General features: G+C 69.6%; 16 protein-coding genes. 7 read left to right on the forward strand and 9 right to left on the reverse strand.

Annotation, left to right across the window (positions count from 1 at the left end):
• The first annotated feature begins 84 nt into the window (after positions 1 to 84).
• A complete protein-coding gene (locus NDR87_RS27745; RefSeq protein ID WP_251916241.1) occupies positions 85 to 348 on the forward strand; it encodes a hypothetical protein in 264 nt (87 codons plus the stop codon).
• 194 nt (positions 349 to 542) lie between these two features.
• Here the strand turns inward: NDR87_RS27745 and NDR87_RS27750 are convergent, their stop codons facing one another.
• Together NDR87_RS27750 and NDR87_RS27755 are read right to left on the reverse strand one after the other, a co-directional pair.
• Positions 543 to 1292 (reverse strand): lytic polysaccharide monooxygenase, encoded by a 750-nt coding sequence (locus NDR87_RS27750; RefSeq protein ID WP_286014137.1) that lies wholly within the window; start codon positions 1290 to 1292, stop codon positions 543 to 545.
• 442 nt (positions 1293 to 1734) lie between these two features.
• Positions 1735 to 4854, reverse strand: coding sequence for a (Fe-S)-binding protein (locus tag NDR87_RS27755; RefSeq protein ID WP_251916244.1), 3120 nt, complete (start codon positions 4852 to 4854; stop codon positions 1735 to 1737).
• 472 nt (positions 4855 to 5326) lie between these two features.
• Between NDR87_RS27755 and NDR87_RS27760 the strand changes: the two genes are divergently transcribed.
• Positions 5327 to 6076 (forward strand): hypothetical protein, encoded by a 750-nt coding sequence (locus tag NDR87_RS27760; protein ID WP_251916246.1) that lies wholly within the window; start codon positions 5327 to 5329, stop codon positions 6074 to 6076.
• A 52-nt stretch (positions 6077 to 6128) separates the two neighbouring features.
• Here NDR87_RS27760 and NDR87_RS27765 read toward each other — a convergent pair whose 3' ends face one another.
• The 6 genes from NDR87_RS27765 to NDR87_RS27790 all read right to left on the reverse strand — a co-directional run bounded on the left by NDR87_RS27765 (position 6129) and on the right by NDR87_RS27790 (position 15543).
• Positions 6129 to 6971, reverse strand: coding sequence for an NRDE family protein (locus NDR87_RS27765; protein ID WP_251916247.1), 843 nt, complete (start codon positions 6969 to 6971; stop codon positions 6129 to 6131).
• A 227-nt stretch (positions 6972 to 7198) separates the two neighbouring features.
• Positions 7199 to 8545, reverse strand: a complete 1347-nt coding sequence (locus tag NDR87_RS27770) for a S1 family peptidase (protein ID WP_251916249.1) — start codon at positions 8543 to 8545, stop codon at positions 7199 to 7201.
• Between the two features lie 77 nt (positions 8546 to 8622).
• Positions 8623 to 9981, reverse strand: coding sequence for a S1 family peptidase (locus tag NDR87_RS27775; protein ID WP_251916251.1), 1359 nt, complete (start codon positions 9979 to 9981; stop codon positions 8623 to 8625).
• Between the two features lie 188 nt (positions 9982 to 10169).
• On the reverse strand, positions 10170 to 11285 hold the full coding sequence (locus NDR87_RS27780; protein ID WP_251916252.1) for a hypothetical protein: 1116 nt from the start codon (positions 11283 to 11285) through the stop codon (positions 10170 to 10172).
• 58 nt (positions 11286 to 11343) lie between these two features.
• Positions 11344 to 13869, reverse strand: coding sequence for a LuxR C-terminal-related transcriptional regulator (locus NDR87_RS27785; protein ID WP_251916254.1), 2526 nt, complete (start codon positions 13867 to 13869; stop codon positions 11344 to 11346).
• Between the two features lie 9 nt (positions 13870 to 13878).
• The gene (locus NDR87_RS27790; protein ID WP_251916256.1) at positions 13879 to 15543 is read right to left on the reverse strand and encodes an Hsp70 family protein; all 1665 of its coding nucleotides are present in this window, start codon (positions 15541 to 15543) and stop codon (positions 13879 to 13881) included.
• Positions 15544 to 15801: 258 nt separating this feature from the next.
• Here NDR87_RS27790 and NDR87_RS27795 point away from each other — a divergent pair, with 258 nt between their 5' ends.
• From NDR87_RS27795 to NDR87_RS27805, 3 genes are all read left to right on the forward strand, one after another.
• On the forward strand, positions 15802 to 18117 hold the full coding sequence (locus NDR87_RS27795) for an IniB N-terminal domain-containing protein (RefSeq protein ID WP_251916258.1): 2316 nt from the start codon (positions 15802 to 15804) through the stop codon (positions 18115 to 18117).
• A 23-nt stretch (positions 18118 to 18140) separates the two neighbouring features.
• Entirely contained in the window at positions 18141 to 19967 is a 1827-nt protein-coding gene (locus tag NDR87_RS27800) for a dynamin family protein (protein WP_251916260.1), read from the forward strand.
• Positions 19968 to 20041: 74 nt separating this feature from the next.
• Positions 20042 to 21586, forward strand: a complete 1545-nt coding sequence (locus NDR87_RS27805; protein ID WP_251916529.1) for a dynamin family protein — start codon at positions 20042 to 20044, stop codon at positions 21584 to 21586.
• Positions 21587 to 21601: 15 nt separating this feature from the next.
• On the opposite strand, the gene NDR87_RS27810 is transcribed toward NDR87_RS27805, so the two are convergent.
• Positions 21602 to 22762 (reverse strand): zinc-binding dehydrogenase, encoded by a 1161-nt coding sequence (locus tag NDR87_RS27810; protein WP_251916261.1) that lies wholly within the window; start codon positions 22760 to 22762, stop codon positions 21602 to 21604.
• A 245-nt stretch (positions 22763 to 23007) separates the two neighbouring features.
• Between NDR87_RS27810 and dnaK the strand changes: the two genes are divergently transcribed.
• Both dnaK and grpE read left to right on the forward strand, forming a co-directional pair.
• Entirely contained in the window at positions 23008 to 24849 is a 1842-nt protein-coding gene (gene dnaK / locus NDR87_RS27815) for a molecular chaperone DnaK (protein ID WP_251916263.1), read from the forward strand.
• Positions 24846 to 25514: a nucleotide exchange factor GrpE gene (gene grpE / locus NDR87_RS27820; RefSeq protein ID WP_251916265.1), complete on the forward strand. Its 669-nt coding sequence runs from the start codon at positions 24846 to 24848 to the stop codon at positions 25512 to 25514. Before dnaK ends, grpE begins: the two co-directional genes overlap by 4 nt.
• Positions 25515 to 25530: the final 16 nt, after the last annotated feature.

A 25530-nucleotide genomic window follows, 5' to 3' on the forward strand; every position in this document is an offset into this window, starting at 1 on the left:
ATCGGGCCGCAATCGATAGGGCAGCCTTACCGGGGAACTGTTGGTAGGTCGCCGTCTCGTTTGCGTGATAGGAATCCGTTGTCGATGGCACTTCCGCTGTCGGCCAGCGGGGCCTCGGTATCGGCCGTGGTCTCCGCGGGAGGATCAATTCGAGGGGATATGTTCCTGAGCAAGAAGTTTCGTGCTGCCGGCACCGCGTGTATCGCCGCGACGGGAATCATCCTGGCGGGGGCGGGGGTGGCGGACGCCGAGGATGAGATCGGTACCGGATCGGCCGCGACCCTGATCGACCTGGTCTCGAAGCCGAATACCGGCAGCGCGGGCAAGGGTGCTGGCAACGGCGCCTAGTTCACGGGAACCGGGCACCTCATCTCGGGGGAGGTGAGGTAGCACCCGGGGGTAACGAAAATCTCCACACCGACTCCCCTGCAGGAGGATTGCCCCCGCCGCTCTCCGCGCGGCGGGGGCAATTTTTGTGTCGGTCGACTTGGCGGTCCCTCACCTGTTTCTCCGCCAGGTCCGCCTTACGGTCCCGGGACGGATCAGACCTTCTGCCAGAGGGCGGGGGTCGACGGTGGGGTCCAGCCGTCCTGGGCGGTGTGCGGCTGGAGGCAGCGGTAGCGGGCGCCGTCGTAGGTGACTACGTCGCCGGTCGCGTAGGTTGTGCCCGACTTCCATTGCTGGCCACCGGGGTTGGGGTTGGTCGTCGTGGTGGGCGGGGTCGTGGTGGGTGGGGTGGTCGTGGGCGGGTTCGTGGTGGTGGTCGGGTTGGGGCCGCTGCCGATCTGGATATCCACGCAGGAGTAGAAGGCGTTCGGCGTATCGGCGATGTTCCAGATGCCGATCAGCTTCTGGCGGCCCGAGAGGCCACTGAGATTGACTGTGTGCGTTGCGGTTTGGCCGGGCTGGCGGCCGCCGCCGTCGACGACGGTGACGCGTTTGCCGCCGACCCAGTACTCCCAGTTGCTGGTCGCGTGGCGGGCGGTGAAGGTCCAGGTGAAGTTCATCGAGCTGCCGACCTGATGGACCTTCCAGGGCTTGCTGTCGTCGTCGAGGTCCTTCCAGCGAGCATCGCCCGCGCTGCAATTGCGTTGGCCCTTCGGGCCTTCCACGCTCTGCGGCTCGTATTTGATGGGGCCGCAGGGTAGTTGGTTCTGGGCGCACTGTGCCTGGCGGCTCGCAGGGGACGAGATGTAGCCGTGGGCACTGGCCGGTGCCGCGGGGAGGGCGGCGACGATCAGCGGTGCCAGTCCGGCGGCACCGACGAATGACAGCATTGTCCGTCGAGACATGGTGGTACTCCTAGCCGAGGGAGGACGGCAGGGGCCGGCATGCCGTCCCGTGGGGGTTTGGGTATCCGATCCGGATCGGCTCGAAGTGAAAAGGGTATGTAACGGTAAGCCTGCGGCAGTTGGGCGGTCAACCGTCTGGGAGGTAACCCCCTACTCCCACGGTCGCCCCGGGGTTGTCGGACGCCGCGCCTGGGGCCAACCGAAAAGCGGTCTGCGTCAAGAGGTCTCGATAGCGGATCCGGTGATCGTCGGTTGGGGTGCTGAGGGCTTGCTCGTCAGGCCCGCCGGGGCGGTCGGTTCGTTTCGGCAGAAATGCCATCTGGAAGTGTCGCAAACTTCCGGCAATGCCGAGGCCAGGTCTCGCCCGGCGCGTGGGGAATGCGCCGAGGGCGGTGCGGCCAACTTCTGGCAACACCGCCCTCGGGGCGAACTACGGATCGGATCAGTTCTTTCGGCCGGGTGCCTTGGCACCGGATTTGAAGCCCAATCCACCCGGCTTGGCGGGCGGGGGCTTCGGCGTGCCGTTGCCCTCGCTGCCCGTCGCGGCATCCTCCGAGCTTGTCTCTGGGGCTGCCGTTTCGGGCGTAGCGGGTGTGGCCTCCGGTGCCGAATCCGCCTGGCTCGCCGCGGGTTCGGCGGCGGGTTTCGGCGCACCCGGGGCCTTCGCGCCCGGCCGCTTGAAGCCGGACTTCATGGCCAGCCCCTTCGGGGCGACGGTGGGTTTGGCCTCTATATCCCCGCTGGGCTGGGCTGGCGCACCTTCTCCGGTGGGCTTGGTTTCGGCAACCTCACCGCCCGACTCGGGCTTCGCCCCCGGAGCCTTCGCCCCGCCCTTCATGGCGAGTCCCTTGCCGCCCGGCGCCTTGGCAGCACCCTTCATGGCCAGCCCCTTCGGAGCGGCAGTGGGCTTGGCTTCGACATCTGCCTTGGACGCGCTCGACTCCTCCGCCGGTGCCTCGGCCGCCGGAGCCGCCTTCGCACCCGGTGCCTTGGCGGCACCCTTCATGGCGAGTCCCTTGCCGCCCGGTGCCTTCGCCGGACCCTTCATGGCCAGCCCCTTCGGGGCAGCAGTGGGTTTGGTCTCGACATCTCCGGATTCCGCGGCGGGAGCTTCGGTCTCGGCCTTCGCGCCGGGCGCCTTGGCGGCGCCCTTCATGGCGAGTCCCTTGCCGCCGGGTGCCTTCGCGCCACCCTTCATGCCCAGGCCACCACCGGCGGGCTTGGGTGCCGCGGGCGCGGCCTCGGCGGCCGGTGCGGCGGCCTCGGCTACGGGCTCGGGCTCGGAAACGGGTTCCGGCTCGGCGACCTTGGGCTCCTGAATCACCTTCAGATTCGCCGACAGCGTCGCGGGCTCGACCCGCTCGATGGCATTGAGCATCAGCTGCGCCACGTCGACGACCTCGACGCCCTGGCCGATCTCGCCGGAATCCTTGCGCGCGGTGACACCGTCGGTGAGCATCACGCGGCAGAACGGGCAGCCGGTGGCGATCATCGACGGCGAGTTGCCCCCGTCCAGGGTGGCCAGCGCCTCGTCGGTGCGATCCAGGTTGACGCGCTTGCCGAGCTGCTCCTCCATCCACATGCGCGCCCCACCGGCGCCGCAGCACATGGAACGTTCGCCGTGGCGCGGCATTTCCGCCACGGCCGCACCGGAGGCGGCCATCAGCTCGCGCGGCGCGTTGTAGATCTTGTTGTGCCGACCCAGATAGCAGGGGTCGTGGTAGGTGACCTTCTCCGACACCGGCGACACCGGCACCAGCTTCTTCTGGCGCACCAGACGATTCAGCAGCTGGGTGTGGTGCACGACCTCGTAGACGCCGCCCACCTGCGGATACTCGTTGTTGAGCGCGTTGAAGCAGTGCGCACAGGTGACGACGATCTTCTTCCTGTTGTCCTCGACGCCCTCGAACACCGAGTTCAGCAGCTCGATGTTCTGCATCGCCAACTGCTGGAACAGGAATTCGTTACCCGCGCGGCGCGCCGAGTCGCCGGTGCAGGTCTCCTCCTGGCCCAGCACCATGAACTTCACGCCTGCGGTGGCCAGGAGTTCGGCGACGGCCTTGGTGGTCTTCTTGGCGCGGTCCTCGTACGCACCCGCGCAGCCGACCCAGAACAGGTACTCGTAGCCGTCGAAGCTCTCGGCGTCCTGACCGAACACCGGAACGTCGAAGTCCACTTCGGAGATCCAGTTGAGCCGATCCTTGGCGTTCTGGCCCCAGGGGTTGCCCTTGTTCTCCAGATTCTTGAACAGACCGGCCAGCTCGGAGGGGAACTCCGATTCGATCAGCACCTGGTAGCGGCGCATATCGATGATGTGGTCGACATGCTCGATGTCGACCGGGCACTGTTCCACGCACGCGCCGCAGGTGGTGCAGCTCCACAGCACCTCGGGATCGATGACGCCGTGCACGTCCTCGCCGCCGACCAGCGGGCGTTCGGCCTCGGCCCGTGCGGTCTCGGAGATCTTGGCCAGCGCGGCCTCGTTCGGCTTGCCCTCGGCGTCGACCAGGCCGACCTCGTCGCCGCCCATATCCTTGCGGCCGCCCGCGAGCAGATACGGGGCCTTGTTCACCGCGTGGTCGCGCAGCGACATGATCAGCAGCTTGGGCGACAACGGCTTTCCGGTGTTCCAGGCCGGGCACTGGCTCTGGCACCGGCCGCATTCGGTGCAGGTGGTGAAGTCCAGCCAGCCCTTCCAGGAGAAGTCCTCGACCTTGCCCGCGCCGAAGGTGTCGTTGTCGGGATCGGCGGTCTCCATATCGATGGCCTTGCCCTTGGACATCATCGGCTTGGCCGCGCCCAGCGCGACGCCGCCGTCGTCCTCACGCTTGAAGTAGATGTTGAAGAAGGCCGCGAACCGGTGCCAGGCCACACCCCAGTTGATATTGCGCCCGACCAGCAGCAGGAACATGCCGCCGGAGACCATCTTCACGAATGCGAACACCGCGACCAGGCCGACGCTCTCGGGCAGCAGCTTGGCCACCTGCATGGTGAAGAAGTCGGTCCACGTGTTGGCGTGGTGGTAGGTGGCGATCTTGCCCGCCTTCACCAGCACCATGCCCAGGCCCTCGATGAGCACGATCAGCTCGATCGTGTAGGCCGGGCCGAACTTCGAACCGCTGAAGCGCGACAGCCGCTCAGGCACCCGCGGATGGTTGAGCTGGCGGATCACGATCAGCGTCACGATGCCGACCACCGTGCCGATGCCGAGCAGCTCGTCCCACAGGTGGTAGATCGCCCAGTTGCCGAAGATCGGCCAGTGGAATTTGGGATCGAAGGTCTGCCCGTAGGCCTCGAAGTAGAGGATGAAGCCGCCGAGGAAGCCGATCATCACCAGCCAGTGCGCCCAGCCGACCGTGCGGAACTTGTTCATCCGGGTATGCGCCAGGAATTCGACGATCATCGTCTTGAAGCGCGGGAAGAACGGCTGCCAACGATCCGGGGCGGGCTGACCCAATCTGATCGCGCGGACCATCTTGGCGACGCCGCCGACGAACGACGCCCAAGCCAACAGGCTGAACGCCACCCCAATCGTGCCCAGCGTCACTGTCAGGGCATTCATGTCGCGACCTTCCTTCGGTTCAACGAGCATTGGGCGGCAGGGCTGATGCCGCCTCGGTTGCTCGTATCCTAACGGGCAGTAAGTTACCCGCCGGTAACTTGTCTGTCCATCATATGCTCACCGGTTGGAGTGCCCCAGCTTGCGGGGGCTTGACCCACCTCGTATTGTGACCGCGCTCACGCGCTTTCCTGGGGATATGCGCACGTACGGATCGTTATCACGGTAAAACCCGGCAAATGTCGTCCTGAACCCAGGACAGGCTTAGTTGGATTGGCGGAAAACGGATCTCGCTTCTGGTCAGCTATTGGACTAGGCTCCAGACGTCCTGCTTGCTGTGCGTGTCGTCACCCCGCTCGGGGAGGGTTCCGCAGGTTTCGACCTGAGGGATGCGTGGGCTCTCGCGGGAGCGTCGCGCGCGGCGAAACCTGATGATGGATTGGATAACCGAATGAAGTTCCGCAGAGGTACTGCGGTGGGCGCCCTGGTCATCGGCGCTATGACCGTTGGGTTGGGAACCGCCCACGCCGAACCAGTCGCTCCGGCCAAGGGCGTCAACTACGTGGTCCTTTTGGAGGACGCACAGCAGCCCGCAGCGCCGAAGAAGGTGGTTACGCGGCTTCAGGGGGGAACGTTCCAGCTGTCCAAGACCGAGATCGCCGCCAAGCCCGGCGAGGAAGCGGTGCAGGTCGACACCGTCGACGTCAAGGATAGCGACGGGAATACCGTTGTGACACTTCCGCTCACCTATCACATCGCCGGAACCGATGTGCAGGTGAAGCCGGAGCTGAAGAACGATGACAGGGACCTCGTTCTGACGCCGGACAAGACTGTCGCCGCCGGCCAGAAGGTGGAAGTCCAGCCGATTCTGAACGACGGCACCCGGTTGGTCGCGAAGGATGTGGCGTCGCCGATCGAGAACCAGCGGGCGATGAGTGATTTCGCCACCAAGTTCGGCCTCGCCACCGCTGTGGGTGGCTTCGTCGGCACCGCGATCGGTGCGGTCGTCGGTTGTGTTGTCAGCCTGCCGGTCGGGTGCCTCCCCGGTATCCCGTTCGGTGCTGGTATCGGTGGCATTCTCGGCACCATCGCCGCCGGTGGACCTACATTGATTGCTACCGCTGTCGACCTTGCCAACACCATCGGCGCCGCTCCCGGCACCACGCAGTGGACCGATGAGGCCATGGCCCGGCAGCAGGCTGCGCAGAACCCGCCGCAGAACTGAGCTTCGGCTTCGAACGGCCCGTACTCGTCAGAGTGCGGGCCGTTTTCGGCTGTCAGGCGGGCAATCGCACTGTGCCGCTGAACGATACCTCGCCGCGGCGGCGGCCCAGGCGGCCGAACGAGCGCTCGGCGATCTCGAAGGTTCCGTCCTCGCGTACGAGCAGGACTGTGCTGCAGCGGGTTCCGTGGGTAGCGTCGGCGACGAAGCGGGCCGAGACCGCGCGTTCGCGGCGGCGGGACAGGCCGGTGCTCGGCAACTGGTCGTCCGGGGCGATGGTGCGATCGGCCAACAGGTCGAAATAGGCGGGGACGTCGGCGGGTTCGGTGCGGATCACCTCGCGCAGCGCGGCCAGTCCGTCGCGGACCTTGGGCCAGGCCGGGGCGCCGGTATCGGTGCGGATCACGGTGTCGCTGTGGATATCTCCCGAGCCGAGCAGTGCGCCGTTGGACAGGCCGTGCAGGCCCGGCCGCAGCTCGGCCGGGGTCAGGGTGCTGCGATTGCTGTGCCACCACAGCGATTCGAGATCCGAGCCGACCAGGTTGTAGCCGTTGTAGTTGTCGGGGGCCGCGGCGACCGAGCGGACGAACTTCTCCGGGTCCGCGGTATCACGCAGGAAGTCCAGCAGCAGCGCGCCACGCGAACGCACGCCGGTGCGATTCTCGGCCGGACCGCGCACATTGGTGACCGTCGCGAATCGGGATGCGGCGGGCAGTAATCCCAGCCAGGTTCCGGGCATGCCGGTTCCATTTCCCAAATCCCGCCCCGCGAGCAGGCCGGGTACCTCGTCCCACCACCGCATGGGTGCGGTTGGGCGGGTGTAGTACTCGTCCCGATTCGCGGCCACGATCAGCCGATAGTCCGGGTGCGCCCGCCACCCGATCAACACCAGACACATGCCAACAGGATGCCCCGGCGAAAAGCATGCCGGGGAAATAAGGGGGGAGCGCGCGGGGAAAGGGCAGTGGGCGTTGGGTTCAGAGGCAGTGGCGTGACGCGGAGGGCAGTGGCGTGACGCGGAGGGCAGTGGCGTGACGCGGAGGGCAGTGGCGCGGCGGAGGGGCAGTGTAGGGGCATGGAAAAGGCCGACAGCGGGTTGCTGTCGGCCTTTTCGGGGTTAGCGGGTCAGTTGGTGCGGACGCGCAGGCCCGGGTTGTCGGAGAGGACGACGTTGACCGGCTGCGCGAACAGCTGGGGGGCGTCGCCGGTGATGATGCCGAGCATCTCCGGGATGAAGCAGTGCGGGTAGTCGGCGACCGAGGAGGCGCTGGAGATGCCCAGGGCCAGGGTGCCGGTGACGATCGGGCCACCGCTGTCGCCGGGCAGGGCGCAGATGTTGGCCGAGAAGGCCTGGGTCAGCTCGCGCTCGCCGACCTGCACCGTCTGGTCGACCGCGTTCACCACGCCGCAGCTGAAGCCGGTACGGGTGCCCGACTTGCAAACCGGGGCGCCGACGACCGGATCGGCCACGCCGGTGATCGCGATGGGCGCCGCGCCCTGGACCCGAACCAGGTTGTTGGCGAAGCGATCCCGGCTCGGTTCGTTGACCGCGACGACCGAGTAGTCCTGGCTGCCCAGCACCGACTTCTGGAAGGTGCCCAGCTGATTGCCGAGGTGGTTGCCGGGCAGCAGCTCGAACATGCCGGGGGCGTTCGGAGTACCCGCGGCCGCGAGATTCGGATTGCAGTGGCCCGCCGTGATGTTCACGACATTGTTGTTGCGATCCAGCCCGTTGAAGCCCGACGAGCAGATCAGCTGCATGCGCCCGGCCACCGAGGCGTAGCCGTCACCGGCCGCCACCGAACCGCTGCCCTGACCCGCGACCGGCTGCGCCTGCGCGATCTCGTCGGCCTGCTCCGGACCGACCGGCGGGGCAGGCATCACGATCACACGGGCGGGGTCGACGAAGCCGGGCATCGGCAGGCCGACCTTGTCGACCCGCACCGCGATGCTGTTGTTCATAGTGTCGATCGCGACGCCGCGCACCGACTTGGTCACCGACTCCGGCTGGCCCGTGAGCCACTGCTGGAAGGCGTTCTTCTCGCCGCGCAAAACTGTTTCGCTCTTGGCGACATCCTTGACCTGGAAGCCCGCGTCCTGCGCGGCCTTGCGGGCCTCGTCCAGGCCCTGCCCTTGGGCCAGTGCGATGACGGCCTTACCGGAGTTGTCCAGCCAGGAACCCGCATACGCCTCCGGGTACTGGCGCTGGGCGGTGGTGGCGAAGGCCGCGACCTTCTGGGCCACATCGGCGCGGCGCAGATACTCCTCCGGGGAGATCTTCAGGTCACGCTGCACCGCCGCGATCAGCTCGGCCGGCAGATTCGGCGCCGGGGCGGGCTCCGGTTCCGCGGATGCCGACCCCGCCAGCGGTCCGAGGACCAGTGCGGCCGCCGACGCGGCGACCGCTGCTTTGCGGAGACGGTTCCGCGGGCTCGATCCCGCGGCGGACAAACGGATGCGTGGCAGGAGCATGAGGCGACTATATGGGGTTCGGATGGTTATGCCTACTCGTCTCGGACTTGTCAGGAGAATTCATCTGGCGTTCGGTTTCAGCCCACGTTCGCCCGGGTGCGCACGGTGATCCCCGAGCCGAGACCGCCGCCGGAATTGGCATCGATATCGTCGAGGATGGCCCGAATCGGAATGCCCAGCGAGGCGGTGCCGCCATAGGCCGCGAGGCCGATATTGGCCTCGCCGCAGTCCGGTGCGTCGGCCGCGTTGGAGCCGCTGGTGATACCCAGGGCGAGTGTGCCGGACACGATCGCGCCGCCGCTGTCACCGCCCAGGGTGCAGGCCGAACTCGCGAAGCCGCGCACCGTCTTCGATTCGCCGTCGGCGGTGTAGAGCTGGGTCTCCACCCGGTCGGCGACCACGAAACCGCAAGTGAACGTGGAGGATTGGCCCGATTTGCAGACCGGCGCGCCGACGATCGGGTCGGCGGTTCCGGTGATGGTCAGCGTGGTGCCGTTGGCGCCGCGCACCGACGGCTGGTCCATACCCGCCCGCACCGCGCGCTCGTTGAGCTTGATCACCGAGTAGTCCAGGCCGCTGCTGCCGCCGAGCTGGGCGCGCACGAACGAGCCGACCTGCGGGCTGGCCTTGAGGTCGTGCACATTGGGCACGTACACGTCGGCCCGCTCGTCGCCCTTGCCGAGGTTCGGATCACAGTGTCCCGCACTGATGTTCAGCGCGTTGCCCGCCGCGTCGACGCTGTTGAAGCCGAACGAGCACACGTCGACGGCCTTCAGCGACTCGTCCGCGAGCGAGGTCGGCGCGCTGATGTAGGTGTCGCCGCCCATCGGCCGACGCTCCACCGGGCCGCCGCTGTTCGGGGACAGCACCACCTTGATGTTGGCGATCAGGGTGGGCAGATTCAGCACATGCCCGGCCGGGGTGTTGGCGACGTTCACCACCAGCTGGCTGTTGAGAAAGTCCACAGTCACCGAATTGATGGCCGAGGAAATCTCCCGGGGTAGGCCGCCGATCCACTGGCCCAGCTGACTCATCGAATCCTCCAGGCTGTTCGCCGAGATCGGCGCGAGCCGGGTCTGATAGCCGTCGGTGGCGGCGATCCGGGCGGCGTCGATCGAGGTGACCGCCATGACCGGCTTGCCATCGGGGCCCAGCCAGGCCCCGGCGAATTCCTCGGGCCGCTCGGCCCGGAACTGACGGGCGTAGTCGCGCAGCTGCTGCGCCTGGGCGGCGCGATCGAGGTACTCCGCGGGCGTCATCTTCAGATCGCGCGAAATCGCCTGCGCCAGCTCCGGCGGCAGCTGATCGGCCGACGGTTGACTCGGGGCGGGGGACGCCTGCGCGGGCGCGGTGAGCAGGGGGCCGAGCAGAACGGTCGAGGCGAATGCGACGGCCGCGGTCTTGACCGTGGCGCGGCGCGCCGACAACTTGCGCATGGAGTCCCTTCGTCAGGCACCGGTGTGCCGGTTGGATCCGTGGGCGTAAAGCCGTTGTGCGGCAACAGCCCTCGTCCAGCAACGGACCGAGCGTTTCCGGCGAGCATCCGGTAACAACCGGTCAGCGCTTCACTTTAGGGCACAAACGGGCAAAGTTCGCTACGAAATGATCACGGATTAAGTGCCACCTACATACCCGGCAGCGTCGGCAGGCCCGGGATAGGGTCCCACGGATTCGGCGGGGTGGTCCGGCGCGGGGGCGTGGTTCGGGTGGGGCGCGCGGGCGTGCTGGTGGGCGGGGTGGTCGTCGTGGGCGGGGCCTCGGTCGTGGTCGGCGGTGGTGGCGGCGGGGGCGCCTCCGTGGTCTCCGGCGGCGGGGGCGGCGCCGGTTCGACGGTGGTGGTGATCGGCGGCGTAGTGGTCGTGATGATGACCGGGGGGACGAACGGCGTACTCGTCGGGGCCGGGCGGGTGTTGGCGTCGGGCAGTGGCGGCACCGGGGTAGTGGCGTGGCCGCGGAACAGCAGCGTCACCCCCAGGCCGCCGAGCAGCAGGCCGATCAGCACGGCCCCCGCGACCAGCACCGGGACCCGGCGCAGGGATTTGCGGGGCACGGTATTCGTCGGGGCGGTCGTGGTCTGCTCGACGGCGACGGTCTCGGCGGGCTGGGCCACCGGGATCGCCGCGGAATAGGCCTGGACCACCGGTTCGGGGGTCGGGAGAGCGGGCAGGATATCGGTGACGACCAGCGCGTTCTCGGTGTGGGTCGGATCCGGCGGGGTCGCACCGGCCGGGGTGGCCAGCACGGCCGCGAGGGCGGCGCGGGCGGCGTCGTGGGCGTAACCGCGGTCGCTGCCGTCCTCGGAGCCGGGCAGATCGGCCTCGCTGACCAGCACCACCGCGCGCAGGCCCAGATAGTCCAGCGCCTCGCGCAGCGCGTTGACCTGCTGTTCGGGCCAGTCGCCGGGGTGGGTGGCATAGAACTCGGCGGGACCCTCGAGATGTTCGGCGGCGAGATTGATGAGGCAGAACAGGGCCGTGGCCACCAGATCCTCGGCGCGGTAGGCCTCGCCCTCGTCGACCGGGATCCCGGCCGGATCGCCGACCGCCTCGAAGAATCCGGTGATCGAGTGGGTATGGCCCGCGGGCGGTTCGCCGCCGAGGGCCGCGTCCCCCTCGTCCGACATGTGCAGCACCGATTCGCGCACGATGTAGAGAGGTTCGGGGGCGTCCTCGATCCCGCTGGTGAGGATCGCCGCGATGCACTCGTCTCCGGCGATCCGTAGGCCCACCCCTGTGGCCATCCTCGATACCTCGTTTCGCGTCTCGTGCGCCCCCGTCGGCGTCATCCGCGCCGGACCCTTACACGAGCAGCGAACCGTGTCCCATGGCGCGGAGCATCGACAATAGCTCCGACCGGGAACCGGCTCCGATGCGACGCCGGATCCGCGCGACATGATGCTCCACTGTCTTCGCCGAGATGTACAGCCGAGCGCCGATTTCGCGATAGGTCAGTCCGAGCAGCACCAACTCGGCCACCTCGCGTTCCCGCTCGCTGAGCAGGGTGTCGGCGGGTGCGGCGGAGGTTTCCGGCAGCGGCTGGGGCGTCGCCTCGGTCGTCGGGATCGGGCGCTGCTGCGGACGGGCCTCGGTGCGCACCGAGCGGGCCAGTTTGAGCAGCGCGGTCGCCGTCGTGGAATCGCCCGCGGCGAGGGCGGCCTCGCTGGCCAGGCGGGCCGCGTCCCAGATCAGGCCGATTCCGGCGAGGCGGCGCACGGCGGCGGCCACCTCCTCCTGGACGACCTGGCCGCGCAGCACCAGCACCCAGGTGCGCCCGGCGTCGGCCAGCACCGCGGCATGGGCGTCGCCACCGTGCGCGGCGGCCTTCAGCGCCTGTGCGGGCGGCAGCAGTTCGTCGGGGCGCTCGTGGGCGATCGCGGCCTGGATGGCATACCAGTGGAAGGCATTCGCCCAGGCTGGCGGATTGGCCAGGCGGCGCAGCAGCTCTCGCGCGGCGTCCACGAGTGCGCTCACCCGGCCCTCGTCCCGCAGCCGGATCGCGGCCAGCCACAGCTCGCCGATCGGCAGCAGCGCCAGCAGATCCGCGCCGACATCGTCGAACAGCGGATGGGCGGCCTGCCAGGCCAGGGTCAGTGCGGTGTGGTCGCCGCCGCGGCGGGCCAGGCCGATCGCGACGCCGTGGGCCAGCAGGCGGTCGCGCGGGGATAGGGTCGAAAGATCAAGGGCGGCAATGGTTTTGGCGGCGGCTTGTTCGTCGCCGCCGAGCATGGCGGTCCAGGCGGCCAGCACCAGCAGGTGCGGGTCGCGATCGGAGCCGCCGCGCAGGGCGTCGGCGGCCCGGCGCGGTTCGCCCATGCTCAGGCAGAGCAGGGTGGCGATAGCGGTCGCGGTGCAGGGGAGGAAGCGGTCGATGGCGGGGTTGGTGTCGGCGCGGGCGGCCTGGATCAGGGCGGCGGCCGCGGTCACGGCCGCGGCGCGGGACGGGGATTCGGTGGGGTGCAGGGTTTGTGCGAGTGCCGTGGCGATCAAACCCGCCCGGGCCGTTGCCTCGGTGGGCGGCCAGTGCGCGGCCGAGGCGGACAGGGCGGCGGCGGCCTCGACCTCGCCAGCCAGGTACTGCACGGTCGCGCCGATCGCCCAGTCCGCGCCGACGCGGTGCGGACCCAGCCACGAATAGAGTTGGGCGGCACGGGGGGCCAGGCCGCGCCGGGTCCACACGCCCGCGCAGATGCGCACGGCCGCGGCGAGTTCGGCCGGTGGTGCGCCGGGGCACGAAAGTACTGGTTCGGCCAGTCGCAGTGCGGTTTCGCCGTCGCCGGTGCGGGCGGCGGCCTCGGCCCAGCGCACCGCGACGGCCTGCCGGTCGGCGCCTGCGGCGGCCGCGGCGGCGTAGTAGCGCACGGCCTCCTCGCCCGCCTTTTCCGCCGTGGCACAGAGGAATTCGGCGAGCTGGGGGTCGCGCACCCCGGATTCGGCCAGCAGCAGGGCGGTGTTGTCGCGCAGCAGACCGGCATCCAGGCGGGCCCGCAGCAGGCGGCGCTGTACGGCCAGGAAGCGGCGGTCGCCGACCAGAGTGCGCAGCGGCGCGACCGCGGGGGCGAGCAGCAGATCCGCGTCGGTGATCAGGGCGCTCGCGCGAGCGCGGTCGATGAGGTCCAGCGCGGTGTCGGGCTCGAGATCCAGTACCTCGGCGAGTTCGCCCGGATCCAGGCCCGTGCCGGTGGTGGCGACCACGAAGACCTCGAGCAGGCGGGGATCGGTGCCGTCGAGCAGGGTGCGCGCCCAGGTGGTCACGGCCTCGTCGACCGCGGCGATGCCCGCGTCCAGCCGGGTCGCGCACGCCGCGGTCAGCGCCGCCACCACGCCGCCGTGGATGCCCGCCGTCTGGCGGTGGATGTGCTGGGCCACCGGGCGGGGCACCATCATCCCCAATTCCCTTGCGAAGGGCGCGATCTCGGCCACGCCGAGGGCGCGCAGATCGAGCACGCGACCGTGCCGGGAGACGGCGTCGGCCAGTGCGCGCAGGGCCGTGTCGTGCGGGCGGGGGCGGGCCGCGGCGACGATCGTGCAGCAGCCCGCCTCCACCGCGGCGGTGAGCCTGCCGAGTCGGTCGGCGTCGAGGGTGTGGGCGTCGTCGATGATCAGGGCGGGAGCCGCGGCGGGGTCGGCGGTATCGATCTCGTCGCAGGAGGTGACGCCGCGGCCGCGCAGGCGCTGCCGGAGGGCGGCGAGGAGCGTGGACTTGCCGGTGCCGGAGCGGCCGCGGATCAGATAGACCCGCGGCTCGCGGTCCTGGGCGTCCAATTCCCGGAGAATCTCTCGCGCGCCCGGCAGGGATTCGAGCGCGACTGCGTTGGTGGCGACCACGTTTCGACCTCAGCCACCCGTATGACCGAGTACCTGGCCCGGGGCCTGCAGCACGGTGCCGAGGGTGTTGCCCGCCTGGCCGAGGCCGTCGTTGAGCGTGCCGCCGATATCGGGCAGCGGGCGGCTGGGCGCCGTGGGCGGCGACGGCTGCTGCACGGTCGGCGGCTGCACCGTCGGCGCGGATGGCGCCGGGGGCGGAGCCGGGGCCGGATTGGGTTGCGGGGCGGCGGCATTGGGCTCGGGCGCGGCCGGGGCTCCGGCGGCGGGAGCGGGTTGCTCCGCCGCGGGCGTCGCGGATGTGCCCGGTGCGGCGGGAGCGGTGGTGGATTTCGCGCCGACCGACGCCGCGGTCCGGGTCCGTCCCCCGGGTGCGGAACCGTTGTCCGCGACCGGGGCCGCGACGCCGGGAGCGCTGGTCGGTGCGTCGGTGGCCGAGATCGCAGGGGAGGGAGACGAATTCGAGGTCTGCGAGGTCTGCACCGCCGTGCCGAGCGCGAGTGTGCCGGTCGCGAGCGCCGCGACGGCGACCGCGGCGCCGCCGATGAAGGCCACTCGTCGCCAGGCGCCACGGCGTTCGGGGCGCGGGGACTGCGGCAGGGGTGGCAGCACCGGCGAGCGATCCGGCTCCGGAAGTCGGTGCCGCAGTGCGGGAATGGCGTCGGTGGGTGCGGCCGGGAGTTCGGGCTCGGCCACGGTGTCGAGTGCGGCCGTCGACTGTTCGGCCGCCAGCAGGGCGGCGCCGGAGGCGGCGGTGTGTGCGGGTTCGGCGGCCGAGACGACCGCCACGCCGAACTCGGTGGAGACCAGCTCGGTCAGCAGCGGAATCGCGGCACCGCCGCCGGTGAGCAGGATCTTCTCGATCGCGCCCAGGCCAGCTCGGCGCGCGGCCTGATGGATCAGCTCCAGCGAACCGAGCAGCGGCTCGCGCAGCAGGTCCTCGAGCTCGTCGCGGACCAGGCGGACATCGCGGGCGGTGCCGGACAACCGGACCGGAACCACCGTCGCGGTAATTCCGGAAAGCTCCTCTTTCGCTTTTCCGCAGCGTTGGCGGAGGGCGGCCAATTCCCTTTCGACCATCGGGTCGAAGGGGTCGAAATCGTTTTCACCCTGAACGTTTGCCAGCACGTAACGCATTGTCAGTAGATCGAATTCGGCGCCGCCGATCTCGGTGGAGCGCAGCGGTTCGGCGAGCAGTCCGCCGCACGGTCCGGTGCCGACCGCCGAGACGGTGACCCCGGTCGTGCCCAGGTCGTACACCAGCACCGCGGCGGCATCGATGGGGCCGCGCGCGGTTTCCAGCCAGCGCACCGCCGCCACCGGCTCGGAGACCAGCGCCACCTCGGACAGGTCCGCGCGGTCCAGTGCGGCTCGCTGCGCCGCCGCCGTATGGCGCGACCACCACGCCGGATGCGCGAGCATCGCGGCGCTCGGACCGGTCGTATTGACGGTGTGACTGACCAGTTCGGCGACGAGATCGGCGGCGGCGATCGAGGTGCCGTCGTCGGTCAGGATGGCGACCGGATCGCCGACGCGGGACAGGAGGTCCGTCGTTCCCGGTGCGCTCGGCCGGACGTGTGCCGCGGCGTCGCGAAGATCGCCGCCTCCCCCCGAAGTCGTCACGGCGACCGTGTTCGACGACCCGACTGTGATGCCGAGCGCCAGGCCCTGAGTCATTCGAGATCCCCTTGTTCATTTGCGCGGGTGAGGTCGGCGCGACCTACGGGGCCTGTCGGTTGCTGGGGGGACCTCGTTACTTCGATTCGGGTAACACTGGGGAAATTCCCCTAATGCCATGCTTGCCCCCAATGCGCTCGGCTTCGCGATGAGGGGGTTTCCCCCCGTTTCGGCGTAACGGATCGTCTTCCTAGCGTGAAAGGCAATTCGACTACCGCGGATCGCCACTAGGTCCGCCGAACCAGGAGACGACGTGCGATGAGTCCCAACGCGATTCTCGAGTTCATTCTCGGCCTGCTGCGCGATCAGGAGGCCGCGGTGGGCTACTGCACCAATCCGGCCCAGGCGCTGGCCGCCGCGGGTCTGGAGGCGGTGACGCCGGAGGATATCGCCGCCGTGGCCCCTATGGTGGCCGAATCGGCGCTGATCAGCGGCGGTTCGCAGCTGGCGGCGATCGTGGCCGCCGGTGCCGGTGTCGCCGCGAGCGCCACCGCTGCCGCGAGCGCCACCGCCGCCGCGACCGCGGCGACCCAGGCGAATCTGGCCGCGGGCCTCGCGGCCGGGGTGAATACCGGCGTGCAGGGTGGCACCGGCCTGGACATCGGCCTGTCCGGTGTGACCGGAGCCGACCTGGGCGCGGGCCTGTCCGCGGGTCTGCAGACCGCGGCCGGATTGGGCGCGAACCTGTCCGCCGGATTGGGTGCGGCCGCCGCGGCCGGGGCAGGCGCGGTGGGCGGCATCGAGGCCGGACTCGCCGCCGGGATCGGTGCCCTGACCGGTGCCGCCGCGACCCTCGGCGAAACGGTCGCCGGCGGTGCGAACGTGACCGCGGGCATTGATGCGGCCCTGCACAGCGATATCGGCGCCGACGTGACAACCGGCCTCGAAACCGGTTTCAGCACGGCCGCCACGGCCCTCACCAACACCACCGCCGACCTCACCGGCGCGGTGAACGGCACCCTCAACGGTGTGACCGATGCCACAGCCCACCTCGGCACGAACCTCTCCGCAGCCCTGAACACCGCGGTCGACGCGGGCACCGACCTCGGCGCGTCGCTGAGCACCGGCCTGACGGCCGGACTGCACGGTGCGACCGGTGCGGCCGGGAATCTCGGCGCGGCGCTGGATGGTGCGGCGCGGGCGGATGCGGATCTGGGTGCCTCGCTCGGCGGTGCCGCGCAGGCGGGCTCGAATCTCGCTGACTCGCTTGGTGGTTCGGTGGCCGGTGGGCTGCAAGGTGCGACCGGTGCCGCTGGGAATCTGGGCGCGGCGCTGGGTGGTGCGGCGCAGGCGGGTACTGATGTGGGTGCCTCGCTCGGCGGTGCCGCGCAGGTCGGATCGAATATCGGTGCTGGGCTGGGCGGTTCGCTGACCAGCGGGCTGGAGGCCGGGGTGAACGGGGCGACGGGTGCGGCCGGGAGCCTTGGTGGGGCGCTGGGTGGCGCGGCTCAGGTGGGCGCGGATCTGGGCACCCCCGTCGAGGGTGCCGCGCAGGTCGGCTCGAATCTTGCCGGCTCGCTGGGTGGTTCGGCGGCCGGTGGGGTGGAGGCCGGGTTGCAGGGTGTGACCGGTGGCCTCGGTGGGGCGCTGGGCGGTGCGGCTCAGGTAGGGACGGAGGTGGGTGCTTCCCTCGGCGGTGCGGCGCAGGTCGGCTCGAATGTCGCCGGTTCGCTGGGTGGTTCGGCGGCCAGTGGGTTGGAGGCCGGGCTGGGTGGGGCGGCCGGTGCGGCCGGGAACCTTGGCGGGGCGTTGGGTGGTGTCGCGCAGGCTGGGGCCGGGCTGTCCTCGGGTGTGGAAGGGGCCGTGGATAGCGGGTTGCGTGCCGTTGGTGATGTGACGTCCGGCGTCGGCGGGGCGGCGCAGGTTGGATCTGGCTTGGGCGCAGGGCTTTCCACCGGTGTGGGTGGGGCTGTGGATACCGGGCTGCATGCCGGTGGTGATCTGACGTCCGGTGTGAGCGGCGCACTCGGTGGGGCGGGCCAGGTTGGAACCGGTTTGGAGGCGGGGTTGTCCTCGGGTGTGGATGGTGCGCTGGGTGGGGCGGCGCATGCCGGGTCCGGTTTGGACGCGGCGCTTTCCACCGGTGTGGGTGGGGCTGTGAATACCGGGCTGCATGCCGGTGGCGATGTGGCGTCGGGCTTGGGGGGTGCGGCCCAGGTTGGAACCGGTTTGGAGGCGGGGCTGTCCTCCGGTGTGGATGGTGCGCTGGGTGGGGTGGCGCATGCCGGGTCCGGTTTGGGCGCGGGGCTTTCCACCGGTGTCGGTGGGGCTGTGGATACCGGAGTGCATGCCGGTGGTGAGGTGAGTTCGTCGGTCGGGGGGAGTGTGGAGTCCTCGGTGGCGAATACCTGGTCCAGCGTGGATGTTTCGCAGGCGTTCGGGAGTGGGGTCGGGACCTCGTTCGGGACGGGTGTGGACGCTGGTGTCGGTGGGTCCGCGCACGGGGCGATCGACAGCACGCTGGAGGCGGGCGCGCAGGGGTCGAGCGGGCTGTTCGGGGATGCGGGTGGTCATCTCGGCGGTGGCGTGGAGACGCACGCCAGCGGTGATGTCACCGGCGGACTGCTGCACTGAGCGAAGGGCGAGTGAGGACGGGTATGGGGATCGTGGTGGCCGGGGCCGCGAGCAGCGCACCGGCATTGCCATTGCCGACGGTGCTCGCGGAGACCATCACCGCCGCACGCGCCGCGCAGCGCGACGACCTGGTCGGTCGGCTGGAGCAGCTGGCCGACCGGGTCCGCGATCCGCGGCGGCGGATCGTGGTGGCGGGGCTGGGAAATCAGGGCAAGAGTCAATTCGTCAACGCCCTGTTGAATCTCGACGTCTGCCCGGTCGGTGACGATGCGACCACCACCGTCCCCGTCCTGCTCGCGCACGGCCCACAGCCGCGGGCCGAGCTCGTGCTCGCCGGTCCAACCGGTACCGAGGCGGACGGCCGCCGAATGCCGCTGCCGCTCGACGCGATAGCCGCGGTCACCCCGCATTCCCCGCACGGCCACGTACTGCGCCTGGAGATCCAGGCCCCCAACCCCCTGCTCGCCGACGGCATCGTGCTCGTCGACACCCCGGCCATCGGCGGCCACGGGAATCCCGGAGCCACCAGCGTTCTCGGCCTGGCGCCGACGGCCGACGCGGTACTGGTGCTATCCGACGCCTCGACCGAACTCACCGAACCCGAGGTCGACTTCCTGCGCCAGGTCCACCAGCTCTGTCCGGCGGTGGCGCTGCTGCTCAGCAAGATCGATCTCTATCCGCACTGGCGACAGGTCCATCAGGCCGACGAGCAGCATCTGCACCGCAACAATCTGCGGCTGCGGATCCTCCCCGTCTCCGCACTCCTGCGCGCCCACGCCATGCGACTGCGCGACGAACAACTCGGCCGCGAATCCGGCTTCGGCGCCCTGTTCGACTTCCTGCGCGACCAGGTCGTGGCCCGCGACCAGGCCGCGACCCGCCGCGCCGTGGCACTCGACATCTCCTCCGCCGCAGAACATCTGGCTCTCGCCCTGGGCAGTGAGCTGGTGGCCCTGCGCGATCCCGAGCGCGGCGCCGTCGCCATCCGCGAACTGCGCACGGCCAAGACACAGGCCGAGGATCTGCACCGCCGCACCGCCACCTGGCAGCAGACCCTCGGCGACGGCATCGCCGACCTGGCCGGAGACATCGACCATGATCTGCGCGACCGGCTGCGCGCCATCGGCCGCACGGCCGAGGAGTGGATCGACGAGAACGATCCGGGACGGCTCTGGGAGCATATGGCCGAATGGCTCACCGCGACGGTCGACACCGCCATCGGCGACAACCTGCTGTGGACCCACGCCCGAGCCCTGCACCTGGCCGAGCGGGTGGCCGAGCACTTTCGGGAATTCGGCGCGGTCGATCTGCCGAATGTGCGCGCGGGGCTGGATCCGGCGGGTTCGCGGGTCGACTCGATCACCCTCACCGATCTGGAACCGGATCTGGGGCTGGGCCACAAGCTGCTGGTCGGCATGCGCGGCTCCTACGGCGGCATGGTGATGGTCGGCCTGGCCAGCACGGTCGCGGGACTGGCGCTGATCAATCCGGTCTCGCTTGGCGCCGGAGTCCTGCTGGGCGGCAAGGCCTTCCGCGACGACAAGCGCGAACGGCTGATGCGCCGCCGCAACGAGGCCAAGAATGCGGTCCGCCGCTATCTCGACGACGTGAGCTTCGAGGCGGGTAAGGAGTCGCGCGACCGGCTGCACCGCGTGCACCGGGTGCTGCGCGACCACTTCACCGGCATCGCCGACCGCAGCCTGCGCTCGATCAACGAGTCGCTGCAGGCGGCCCAGGACGCGGCCGGGGTGGAGACGGCCCGGCGCAACGAGCGCTGCGCCGAATTGGAGCGGCAACTGCGCATCGTGGCCGAGCTGCGCCGCCATGCCGATGCCATGCTGCCCGGGTAAACCGGGAGGCCGTGCACCCGCTCCGGTACGGTGACCGCGTGAGTTTCGAGGTCCCCGGCGCGACCCAGGGCATCATGCCCGAGGCCCGCCGGTTGGTGGCGGCCGCCCGGCAGGCGTTCGCACCGCGTTCCCGCCCGGCCGCACAGCTCGACGAGTGCGCCCGCAGGCTCGATCAGCCGCTGCGGGTGGCGCTGGCCGGTCATCTCAAGGCCGGTAAGTCGACGCTGCTCAATGCCCTGGTGGGACAGGACATCGCCCCCACCGACGCGACCGAGTGCACGCGGATGGTCACCTGGTATCGCAACGGTTCCGCCCCGCGGGTGACCGCCTTCGCCGCCGACGGCTCCCGGGCCGATGTGGTGGTGCGGCGGCAGGCCGGCGCGGACGGACTGCCCGGCGCGCATGGATTGACCTTCGATCTGACCGCGCCGCGCTGGGACCGCGGGCCCGCCCGCGAGGTCGATCACCTCGAGGTGGAATGGCCCGCCGCGGCGCTGGCCCGCACGACGATCATCGATACCCCCGGCACCTCCTCACTGTCGCGGGAGGTATCGATCCGAACGGCGCGGCTGTTGACGCCGGAGGATTCCGAGTCGGCGGCCCCGCCGGGTGCGGACGCCATCGTCTACCTGCTGCGCCGTCTGGACGCCGCCGATGTGGGATTTTTGGAGCGAATCGGCTCGACGACCGGACGATCGGGACCGCTCGGGGTGATCGGCGTGGTCTCCCGCGCCGACGAGATCGGCGCGGGCCGCATCGATGCCCTGCATTCGGCGCGTGATGTCGCGGCCCGTTTCGCGGGCGAACTCGAGCGAACCGGCTTGTGCCAGGCGGTGATCCCGGTGGCGGGCCTGCTCGCCTTCGCCGCCGTCACGCTGCGGCAGCGCGAATACGACGCGTTCGAGGCGCTGGCCACGGTCCCGGCCGAGGAATTGGGTGCGGCGCTGCTGTCGGCGGATCGGTTCGCCCGCCCCGATCTGCCGCTGCCGGTGCCGCCGGAACTGCGCGCCCATCTGGCGGCCCGCTTCGGCCTGTTCGGAATCCGCATGGCCGTCACCCTGATCCGGCTCGGCGTGCGCGATTCCGCCTCGCTGGCAACGGAACTGACCCGACGCAGCGGCCTGGACGAGCTGCGCTCGGTGCTCGACATCCAATTCGCCCAGCGCGCCGACCAATTGAAGGCGCATTCGGCCCTGACCGCGCTGGATCGCATTGTCTCCGCCCATCCGGGCACCGCGGCGGATCAGCTGCTGCCCCGGGCGCGCACGCTGCTGGCAGATGTGCACGGCTTCGCCGAGCTGCGCCTGCTAGGCCGCCTGCGCACCGACGAACTCCCGCTTCCCGCCGACGATCTCGCCGAGATGTATCGCCTGATCGGCGGTTCGGGCATCGCGCCGCAGCTGCGCCTCGGACTGCCTGCCACCGCCGATCCGGCGACCGTGCGCGCGCAAGCCCTTGCCGCCGTGCGCAAATGGCGCGCCCGCGCCCGGCATCCGCTGGCCGACCAGGTCACCGCGAACGCCTGCCTCGTCGCCACCCGCAGTGCCGAGGGCATCGCCGAACTGCTGCGTGAGCCGCCCACCGCGCCGCTGACCCGGGTGCGCCCACGCCACCCATGATCGGCCGCGGCCGGTTCAGGGGGCGGTCGCCGTGGCGGCGGGATCGATGAGGATCTTGGCGTGCTGTTCCGGACTGGCCAGGGCGGCGAAGGCGTTGTCGACGCCGTCGAGCCCGACCGTGCCGGTGATGAGCGGGGACGGATCGACCTTGCCGTCGGCGATCATATGCAGTGTGTCGCGGAATTCGCCCGGGTCGTAGCCCAGGACGAAGCGCAGGTCGATCTCCTTGTTGATGGCCATCGCGGGATGGATGGTGTCGGCCTGCATACAGACGCCGACCACGACCACCCGCGAGCGCGGGGGCGCGGCGGTGAGGATGTCGTCGATGATGCCGGGCACGCCGACGCATTCGAATACGACCGGCCCCGACGGCCCGGCGTCCAGGGTGTGCGCCAGCCGGAAGCCGTACCACCACGGCAGATTCGGGATCCGGCGCAGCCGTTCCATGGCGTCGAAGCCGAGATTGAGCACGTCGGTGACGCGGGTGATGCGGGTCTTGCGCGGCGCGGCGGTCCACGGTGCGTCGGTGGCGGGGTCGACCACCACATCCGCGCCGCAGCGGGTGGCGAGCTCCCGCCGACGCGGTGAGAAATCGCTGGCGACAACGGTTTTCACCCCCGCCGCCTTCAGCATCACGACGACCGCGAGTCCGATCGGCCCGCAGCCGATGACGTAGGCGGTCTGCTTGGTGCTCACCCGGCCCCGGCGCACGGCGTGCCAGGCCACCGCCATCGGCTCGGTGAGTGCGGCATGGTCGGTCGAAACTCCGTTGGGCACGGGAAATGTCATCGACTCCTGGACCACGACCTGTTCGGCATACCCGCCGGGCGCGGCCTCGGACAGTCCGGTCAGATGCGGTTCCCGGCCGTGCCGCAGGATCGGCAGCGCCACCACCCGGGTGCCGGGCCGCCACCGTTTACGACAGTCCGGGCCGTATTCGATGATCTCCCCGACGAATTCGTGACCGAGCACGATGCGCTGATCGGACCGCATGAAGTGGTCGTAGCCGGTGGCCCGGGACAGCTCGGCCAATTCGTCGCAGTGCACCCGCGCGTGCAGATCCGAACCGCAAATGCCGCAGCGCAACACATTGATCAGCACCTGGCCGGGCCCGGGCCGCGGCGGCTCGATATCGGCGACTTCCAGTTTGCCTTCGGAACAGACGACTGCCTTCATACCGGCACGGTACCGCGCGGGGTGATGGAGGTCACTGCGCTGCGTGGGCGCGGGTGGGTCATCGGTGACCACGAAAAAATCTTGGTCCCCCGGGAATCATCCGGAGCGGGTGGTCGTTGAGCTGTACAACACCAGGTTGAGCGAGATGCACTCAAGTCTGTGGTTGACTCGGATAGGGTCGGCGGGCAGGATTGAGCGGACCCCGCTCAGTGTTGTGAGATGTACGTCAACTAGGAGGAACCACTATGGCTCGTGCGGTCGGTATCGACCTCGGGACCACGAACTCGGTTATCGCCGTTCTCGAAGGCGGGGAGCCGGTCGTCGTCGCCAACTCGGAAGGATCGCGCACCACCCCGTCGATCGTCGCGTTCGCGAAGAACGGTGAGGTGCTCGTCGGTCAGCCCGCCAAGAACCAGGCCGTCACCAACGTCGACCGCACCATCAAGTCCGTCAAGCGCCACATGGGTGAGGACTGGACGGTCGAAATCGACGGCAAGAAGTACACCCCGCAGGAGATCTCCGCGCGCACGCTCATGAAGCTGAAGCGCGATGCCGAGGCCTATCTGGGTGAAGAGATCACCGACGCGGTGATCACCGTCCCCGCCTACTTCGAGGACGCGCAGCGCCAGGCCACCAAGGAGGCAGGCCAGATCGCGGGCCTGAACGTGCTCCGCATCGTCAACGAGCCCACCGCCGCCGCGCTGGCCTACGGGCTGGACAAGGGCGACAAGGAGCAGACCATCCTGGTCTTCGACCTCGGTGGCGGCACTTTCGACGTCTCGCTGCTGGAGATCGGCGAGGGCGTCGTCGAGGTCCGCGCCACCTCCGGTGACAACCACCTCGGTGGCGACGACTGGGACGAGCGCATCGTCAAGTGGCTGGTCGACAAGTTCAAGGGCAGCTCGGGCATCGACCTGACCAAGGACAAGATGGCCATGCAGCGGCTGCGTGAGGCCGCCGAGAAGGCCAAGATCGAGCTGTCGTCCTCGCAGTCGACCTCGATCAACCTGCCCTACATCACCGTGGACGCGGACAAGAACCCGCTGTTCCTCGACGAGCAGCTGACCCGGGCCGAGTTCCAGAAGATCACCTCCGATCTGCTGGACCGCACCCGCAAGCCGTTCCAGTCGGTCATCAAGGACGCCGGCATCTCGGTCTCGGATATCGACCACGTCGTGCTGGTCGGCGGTTCGACCCGCATGCCCGCCGTCTCCGAGCTGGTCAAGGAGCTGACCGGCGGCAAGGAGCCCAACAAGGGCGTGAACCCGGACGAGGTCGTCGCCGTCGGCGCCGCCCTGCAGGCCGGTGTGCTCAAGGGTGAGGTCAAGGACGTCCTGCTGCTCGATGTCACCCCGCTGTCGCTGGGCATCGAGACCAAGGGCGGCGTGATGACCAAGCTGATCGAGCGCAACACCACCATTCCGACCAAGCGGTCGGAGACCTTCACCACGGCCGACGACAACCAGCCGTCCGTGCAGATCCAGGTCTTCCAGGGTGAGCGCGAGATCGCCTCGCACAACAAGCTGCTCGGTTCGTTCGAGCTGACCGGTATTCCGCCGGCCCCGCGTGGCGTGCCGCAGATCGAGGTCACCTTCGACATCGACGCCAACGGCATCGTCCACGTGACCGCCAAGGACAAGGGCACCGGTAAGGAGAACACGATCAAGATCCAGGACGGCTCCGGCCTGTCCAAGGAGGAGATCGACCGGATGATCAAGGACGCCGAGGCGCACGCGGCCGAGGACAAGCAGCGTCGCGAGGAGGCGGAGACCCGCAACCAGGCCGAGTCGCTGGTGCACCAGACCGAGAAGTTCATCAAGGACAACGAGGACAAGGTCCCGGCCGAGATCAAGGGCAGGGTCGAGGCCGCCATCGCCGAGGCCAACGAGGCGCTGAAGGGCACCGATATCGCGGCCATCAAGACCGCGGTGGAGAAGCTGGCCACCGAATCGCAGGCTCTCGGCCAGGCGATCTACGAGTCCAGCGCGCAGGATGCCCAGGCGTCCGGCAACGGCGCGGGCCCGAGCCAGGCCTCCGATGACACCGTGGTCGACGCCGAGGTTGTGGAAGAGCCGGAGAAGAAGTGACGAATCAGAGCCCGGAACAGGAGCCGGTCACCATCGTGGACAACCGCAAGGTAGATCCGGAGACGGGCGAGGTTCGTCAGGCCGCGGCGGCCGAGGGTGCCGCCGCGGCTCCGGCCGATTCCGCTGGAGAGAACCAGGATTCGGCCCAGCCCGCCTCGGAGAACGGTTCGGATTCACTGGCCGACGCGATCAGTGGTGAGCTTGCCGAGCGCACCGCGGATCTGCAGCGGCTGACCGCCGAGTACACCAACTACCGCCGCCGCGTCGAGCGCGACCGCAAGGCCGCTGTCGAAACCGCCAAGGCGGCGGTGGTCACGGAGCTGCTCGGCGTGCTCGACGACCTCGACCGTGCCCGCGCGCACGGCGATCTGGAGTCGGGACCGCTGAAGTCGGTGGCGGACAAGCTCTCCGACGCGCTGCGCAAGCAGGGCCTCGAGGAATTCGGCGTCGAGGGCGAGCCCTTCGACCCGACCCTGCACGAGGCGGTGCAGCACGAGGGCGACGGACACGATCCGGTGATCGGTGTGGTGATGCGCAAGGGCTACCGCTTCGGTGACCGCGTGCTGCGGCACGCCCTGGTCGGAGTCACCGACGGGGTGGCAGATCTGGCGGCGACGCCGGATGCGACGAACGCTGGCACGGATGCCGGCACAGGCGAGCAGTAGGAAGAAAGGAGGAGAT

Source organism: Nocardia sp. CDC159 (genome assembly GCF_023740735.1).
In the GTDB taxonomy this organism is placed as follows: domain Bacteria; phylum Actinomycetota; class Actinomycetes; order Mycobacteriales; family Mycobacteriaceae; genus Nocardia; species Nocardia pulmonis.

Bases quoted from the DNA above. Each gene is read 5' to 3' on its own strand.
- NDR87_RS27745 (WP_251916241.1), top strand. From the start codon at position 85: ATGGCACTTCCGCTGTCGGCCAGCGGGGCCTCGGTATCGGCCGTGGTC.
- NDR87_RS27750 (WP_286014137.1), bottom strand. From the start codon at position 1,292: ATGTCTCGACGGACAATGCTGTCATTCGTCGGTGCCGCCGGACTGGCA.
- NDR87_RS27755 (WP_251916244.1), bottom strand. From the start codon at position 4,854: ATGAATGCCCTGACAGTGACGCTGGGCACGATTGGGGTGGCGTTCAGC.
- NDR87_RS27765 (WP_251916247.1), bottom strand. From the start codon at position 6,971: ATGTGTCTGGTGTTGATCGGGTGGCGGGCGCACCCGGACTATCGGCTG.
- NDR87_RS27770 (WP_251916249.1), bottom strand. From the start codon at position 8,545: ATGCTCCTGCCACGCATCCGTTTGTCCGCCGCGGGATCGAGCCCGCGG.
- NDR87_RS27775 (WP_251916251.1), bottom strand. From the start codon at position 9,981: ATGCGCAAGTTGTCGGCGCGCCGCGCCACGGTCAAGACCGCGGCCGTC.
- NDR87_RS27780 (WP_251916252.1), bottom strand. From the start codon at position 11,285: ATGGCCACAGGGGTGGGCCTACGGATCGCCGGAGACGAGTGCATCGCG.
- NDR87_RS27790 (WP_251916256.1), bottom strand. From the start codon at position 15,543: ATGACTCAGGGCCTGGCGCTCGGCATCACAGTCGGGTCGTCGAACACG.
- NDR87_RS27795 (WP_251916258.1), top strand. From the start codon at position 15,802: ATGAGTCCCAACGCGATTCTCGAGTTCATTCTCGGCCTGCTGCGCGAT.
- NDR87_RS27800 (WP_251916260.1), top strand. From the start codon at position 18,141: ATGGGGATCGTGGTGGCCGGGGCCGCGAGCAGCGCACCGGCATTGCCA.
- NDR87_RS27805 (WP_251916529.1), top strand. From the start codon at position 20,042: ATGCCCGAGGCCCGCCGGTTGGTGGCGGCCGCCCGGCAGGCGTTCGCA.
- NDR87_RS27810 (WP_251916261.1), bottom strand. From the start codon at position 22,762: ATGAAGGCAGTCGTCTGTTCCGAAGGCAAACTGGAAGTCGCCGATATC.
- dnaK (WP_251916263.1), top strand. From the start codon at position 23,008: ATGGCTCGTGCGGTCGGTATCGACCTCGGGACCACGAACTCGGTTATC.